Here is a 5,304-nt window from a genome sequence, read left to right on the forward strand (position 1 = left end):
CTGCTTCACATGTCCACCTCGTGAACGTGGAGCTATCCCCTGGTAAGAGCTTTATCCTTCAGTCTATTCCTGTCGCATCTACATAACTGTCCTTTGGTGTTCTTTGGGCTTTACAATGATGTGCTTGCTTACCCGAACAATCATGCCTCATATGCGCCTTACAGCACATGCTAATCCTGTAATACCTGTCCGTCAGTACAGACTTTTGCCGGTTGGCTTCCTTCACTGCATACCTCACGGTAAACCAGCTTGCCACTTGCTAATGCTTCAAGGCGTCACCCTCGCGCATAAGGGACTTACGCCCTCTGGATAAAATTACCCCACACTCTATGGCTCCTTGGAAAAGATTTGTATTTTTAAACTTTTTCTGGAACTTCGAGGTGGGTGCACTGCTGCTCATGCAGGGCACACACATCGTGTATAGTGCATTTGGCGTATAGTGCTAATTTAAAGGCTATTACATCTAATAAACGGTGTGGCGTTTTGACAGGTTTGTGCTTCGAATCGCCAAACGACACCATACACGTAACCGTTGTGCGTCATTCAAAGACCGCCTATAACTTGTAAAAATGTTTAACAACTAAAATGAAAAAAATGAACAAATTAGCTACAATTTTAGCACTAATCACTTTGACATTAAGTGTTTATTCACAAACAAAAGAGTACAAAATCATTCCTGAACAAACCGAAGAAATAGCAAAAAAGTATCAGAATGCTTTTTCAATTTACAATGCATCTTTAAAATCTGTCGAAGTCCCAAAGTATGATACAATTAAGACTTTAAGTGAAAACTACAAGACACTTAACAACGAAATAAAAGAATTAAAAAAGGACAGCATTGAGAAGATGAATGAATATGAAACAGAGCTTGATAAATATAATGAAATTGAATCTATTGCCAAAAAAATAGATGAATTCCTAGCATCAGATGAACGTTTCAAAAAGAAAAAGGATTACCTAAAAGAAGCTCAAGTAATCTCAGAAAAATATAATCTTGGCTATTTTATCTATGCAGACAAATCCATTAATCAATCAAAAATAACAGATTTTCTATCATTTAGGTTTGACAAGGAAGCTCTGAATAATCATCTAATTCAGGTTAAAAACAGTGTAGTAAGGCAAAATCATAAACCAATGGAACCCTCTGATTATTCTTTCTCAGAGTTAAATAATGCAAGAGAACAAATGCAAAACATTGATAAGTATGAAATTGAACTAAAAGAAATTGGTACTTATTCAAAGGAAAAAATAATGTTAGGGGAAAAAATTAATGATTTAACCTCAATAACAGGAACCTTTAAAGTAGTTGGGGACTACTATATCATGAATTATTCACATGCTGGTTACGTAGAAAATGAGTTGGTTGAAAAAAGTATTATTGAGGAAGGAAATCTAAAAAAATATACACGTTTCCGAGCTCAATCATTAATGAAAGATGACAACACAGGTAAATATCTTTTTGGAACAAGCCGTTTTTTGTTTAATTGCGGAACAGAGGTCACACTTATTAAATTTATTGCAAAATTGGAAAACCTTGGTTACAAAACGGAGCAAATAGGAGATGAAATTTTCATATTAACAGATAAATCAAAATTAAAACTAACCTCTGACATATATAACAATGTAAATCAGGGAAATACAGATTACATTAATGAAATTTCAACATCTGTTGCCCAATTCAATAATTTATTAGACAAAGCTATTCCATTAACAGAAAAGCTAGTTAAACATTTTCAAGCTTACCAAAGTGGAAATCTTACAACAAACAGACTCGATATTTGGAAAAATGAGGTAAAAAATGCACAAAATATTCATGACACTATGAAAAATCTTCCCGGCCGTAATAAAGATAATTTATACAATTATCAAAAACACTTTTCAACAGAACGTTTGAAAGAATATAATGAGTTCTGGGAAGTATTAATAGGGTCGAAAGAAATCTTAGGAATATAAAAATACCAAAACTAATTAGGGTCATATAAGTCTTTAATTATATGACCCTAACATTAGAACTTCATGATAAAAAGAACAACTATTTTCCGCATTTAAACTACAAAAAAGTAATAATATGAATTATATACCACCTAATATTAAATAGATGAAAAATGTGTCAATTTGAAAGGTTGGCAGCGCTTATATGGATAAAACCAATTGTGTTTTTACTTTACATTTCCCAAACATATTTAAGGCAAAGAATTTATTCAGGCCACAGCTTAATGACTTAATACTAATTTTCCAGAAAATTAATGGTAGGTATGTATTTACACATTTGTTCTACGGCATTAGAGAAAAATGAAAGAAAAGGAAAAACTATATAACTTTATCGTAAACAACCACAATCTTGAAATATTAGAATCAATGATTGATGTGTTTAATCCGTTCAATATTTTAGCAATCGAAAACTATGAAATACGGCATTCAAATGTACTAGCATGGTTACTTAATCCAAATGGGAATCATGGATTAGGTGATTATTTTTTGAAAAAAGTTTTGTCTCAAGCGGTTTTGATAAATGAAGATGTTTTAGGAGACGAAATAAATCTGATGAAAATACATCTCGCAGATTTTGGAGACACAATAGTCAGAAGAGAAGAACAAAACATTGATATTTTACTGAGGTCAAAAAGGAATAAACTCTTATTTATAATTGAGAATAAAATTCACTCAAAAGAGAGTAAACATCAATTAACAAAATATTTAGATTATGCTAAATCTAACTATTCAGAATATAAGAGAATTCCTATACTTCTAACTAAAACAGGTAACGAACCAGAAAACAATAATGAGTTTGGAATTTTAAGCCACGAGATAATTCATAAATTAATTCAAGAAACACTAAATCTAAAAAAAAATTACCTAACAGATGAAATTTCAAATTTCATTAAATTTTATTTGCAAACACTAGAAAAAGCATTGGGAATGGATGAAGAATTAAAGGAGCTTTGTCTCAAAATTTATAACGAACATCAAGACGCAATTGATTTAATAATTGAGACGATTGGAAATAATGAGACTTCATTGAAAGAATCATTTCAATCTTTTAAAAAAGGGCATGATATTGAAGAATATTATTTGAGCGATAAAGTTTTTTGGTTTCTTCCTGTTGAATTGGCTGAATTGTTGCCAAAAAGAGATTTAGGATGGAGAGTTCCATATCCTATAGCAATTTGGATATCGAAAAGGGATGATACAAAAATAAAATTCCATTTGGAAATTGGACCATTTGAAAGCGGAGAAGAAAGACTAAGATTTATCAATTTTTTAGAAAAGAATAATTATTCAATACGAAATAGTGCTAAAAGGCTTGAATCAAAATACACAAGATTGGTTACAAATACTTTAAAAATTAAGGATTGGAGTGACAAAGAAGATTTGACCGAAAATGTTGAAAAAATTTATAGTAAAAATAAAAGTGAAATAAACAGAATAATTGAAACGATTAAAAAGTACGAATTCAAAACGCCGTAGAACGAACGCACAACAAAGCTATATACGCCAGTCGTGGCATCCACAGCATATTGACGGTTTTGTATTTCCCAAAACCATGCGTTCAAGCTGATAAATCCATAGCTGGTCTGAAACCACGCCCAGGCGCATATAGCCGGGACGTTATGTGGCATAATAAAAACGACTACACATGGTAAGAGACGAAAAATATAAAGGATTAGATATTTATTATCATTCAAACTGGAATAATGAAATAAATGGATTTTCCTTTACAGCTACAGTTTTTGATTCAACTGCTAAGAACGAGAATGATTTCTTGTTTATTGAGAAATCACAAATCTCTACTATTGCAATACGTATGAAATATAGTGCTTTGATTTCTGATAAAGCGGAAAATGAAATCACAGAAAAAACTATTGCAAAGGTTAAAACTAGAATTGATTTTGGATTATTTGACAAAGGTAAAGAGTACTTTCAATGCATTACTTCTGAAAATATTGATGAACCAAATGTTCCATTAGAGGATGAACAGATTCAAGATTTCTTATTAAAAGGACTATACAATGTCAGGAAATCAAATCCCCAAACATACATTATGGCGGAATTTAGTCCAATTGGATTTTGTGAAATATTAAAAATTTCATTTGACAATTATATGTTTAATGCAGATTTATTAATGGAGGATAAATACATTGACACAAAGATTGAAAATGGTATTGAAGAAGGTAATTTATTTGTTACAAGTCATGGAGTAAAACGGATTTCAGAAAAAACCAAAAAAGAGGAACTAAAAAGGATTTCATCAATAAGCTCTTCTTCATTATCAAATGACGAAAAATATGATGTTGCTATTTCTTTTGCAGGAGAAGACAGAGATTTTGCTGAAATGATTGCATTAAAGCTAAAAGAAAAGCAGGTTAACGTATTTTATGACAATTACGAAAAAGCTGATTTGTGGGGTAAAAACTTATATGACTATTTAAGTTCAGTGTATAGTGAAAAATCCAAATATTGTGTGATGCTATTATCTAAGCATTACGAGAATAAATTGTGGACAAATCTTGAAAGAAAAAGTGCTCAGGCAAGAGCGTTTCGAGAAAATAGAGAATATATTTTACCAATAAGAATTGATGATACTAAAATCACTGGAATACATGAAACAATTGGATATATAGATTCAAAAACCCATCATATTGATGAAATAATATCTATGATTTTAAATAAGTTAAACAAATTTTAAATCAAAAAACATGAAAACACAAAAAGGTTCGGTAATTCACAATGGACAAAAGTATGATTATGAAGTGGATGAGAATGGATATATTTGGATACAACAAGAGCTTGGTAAAACAAATATAGGACAAGTTAGACCAGTTAATTCATCTGATAATATTGAGAATATTGTACACCAAATGTTAGATGCTGGAGGATATTGAAAAATTACGCCACATAATCGAGTAGACTGCCGCTAGGTCAATGACCTAGCGGAGAGCCTCTCACACCACCGTACGTACGGGTCTCGTATACGGCGGTTCTTTAAACCATGGGAAACAGTTGATTCAGTTCCGTATTTTTGGAAATTGTCTTAAACATTGTAGCCAAAGGGATGTATCCCCGCTTTATTAGACGGGCTTTGGTAATGGTGGTTCCCAATATTGGGCTTTGCGCAATGGCCCAACCTCCCATCCTGCTCCGGCTCCATGCATAGGCATCTCGTGGAGGGACACCTAAACGGATCAGGTTTTTCCGTTTCCGTTCGAGCGTAAGCCATCGGCCTCCTACATATTGCATCCTCCGGTCTCCAGCCGTTACTTTGATGGCAAAAAATGAGGATGACATTAACAACATTTAAGCAAC

5 protein-coding genes are annotated in these 5,304 nt (G+C 32.4%); 4 read left to right on the plus strand and 1 reads right to left on the minus strand.

The genetic code is table 11. The annotated features are described in order from the left end of the window. Positions 1–594: 594 nt before the first annotated feature. From BY457_RS18630 to BY457_RS18645, 4 genes are all read left to right on the plus strand, one after another. Positions 595–1,953 (plus strand): hypothetical protein, encoded by a 1,359-nt coding sequence (locus tag BY457_RS18630; protein ID WP_146131015.1) that lies wholly within the window; start codon positions 595–597, stop codon positions 1,951–1,953. 339 nt (positions 1,954–2,292) lie between these two features. Continuing rightward, positions 2,293–3,468, plus strand: a complete 1,176-nt coding sequence (locus BY457_RS18635; RefSeq protein ID WP_106154840.1) for a PDDEXK-like family protein — start codon at positions 2,293–2,295, stop codon at positions 3,466–3,468. 169 nt (positions 3,469–3,637) lie between these two features. Then, positions 3,638–4,687: a toll/interleukin-1 receptor domain-containing protein gene (locus tag BY457_RS18640; protein ID WP_106154841.1), complete on the plus strand. Its 1,050-nt coding sequence runs from the start codon at positions 3,638–3,640 to the stop codon at positions 4,685–4,687. A 10-nt stretch (positions 4,688–4,697) separates the two neighbouring features. Beyond that, complete coding sequence (locus BY457_RS18645) at positions 4,698–4,883, plus strand: hypothetical protein (protein ID WP_106154842.1); 186 nt, start codon at positions 4,698–4,700, stop codon at positions 4,881–4,883. A 100-nt stretch (positions 4,884–4,983) separates the two neighbouring features. Here BY457_RS18645 and BY457_RS18650 read toward each other — a convergent pair whose 3' ends face one another. Beyond that, positions 4,984–5,286 (minus strand): hypothetical protein, encoded by a 303-nt coding sequence (locus BY457_RS18650; protein ID WP_258176795.1) that lies wholly within the window; start codon positions 5,284–5,286, stop codon positions 4,984–4,986. Between the last annotated feature and the right edge of the window lie 18 nt (positions 5,287–5,304).

This window comes from Marinilabilia salmonicolor (assembly GCF_003003035.1).
Lineage (GTDB): Bacteria > Bacteroidota > Bacteroidia > Bacteroidales > Marinilabiliaceae > Marinilabilia > Marinilabilia salmonicolor_A.